The organism is Acinetobacter sp. CFCC 10889 (genome assembly GCF_003268395.1).
Taxonomy (GTDB): Bacteria; Pseudomonadota; Gammaproteobacteria; order Pseudomonadales; family Moraxellaceae; genus Acinetobacter.
This window is the reverse complement of sequence record NZ_LQXQ01000204.1, coordinates 1-316: the sequence shown is the minus strand read 5'-3', so window position 1 is coordinate 316 and position 316 is coordinate 1. Positions and strand designations below refer to the sequence as shown.

1 protein-coding gene is annotated in these 316 nt (G+C 43.0%); it reads left to right on the top strand.

What is annotated here, in order from left to right; genetic code table 11:
* A partial coding sequence (locus AVJ19_RS21390) for a phage baseplate assembly protein (protein WP_416240591.1) occupies positions 1–316 on the top strand: 316 nt, incomplete at both ends.

Here is a 316-nt window from a genome sequence, read left to right as displayed (position 1 = left end):
TTGATAGTCAAGTCGATGTGCCCGCTGATGCATTCTCATTTTCGCTGTATAACCCACCATTGGGGCATTTACCTGCTGAAGTTAAAGCAGGAACAATCGCTGAAATTTACTATGGCAATGAACTGATTCTAACGGGCATTATCGACAAATTAAAAGAGGCTGTGAGCCGAGCTGGTCGTACATTGCAATTGTCAGGTCGAGACTTGGCGGGTCAATTGATTGATTGTTCTGTGCCTATCAATAACTCAAGACAAATCACACTTTCAACCTTGATCCAAGATTATGTGTTGGCTTCTCCACTCGGTACAGTGATTCA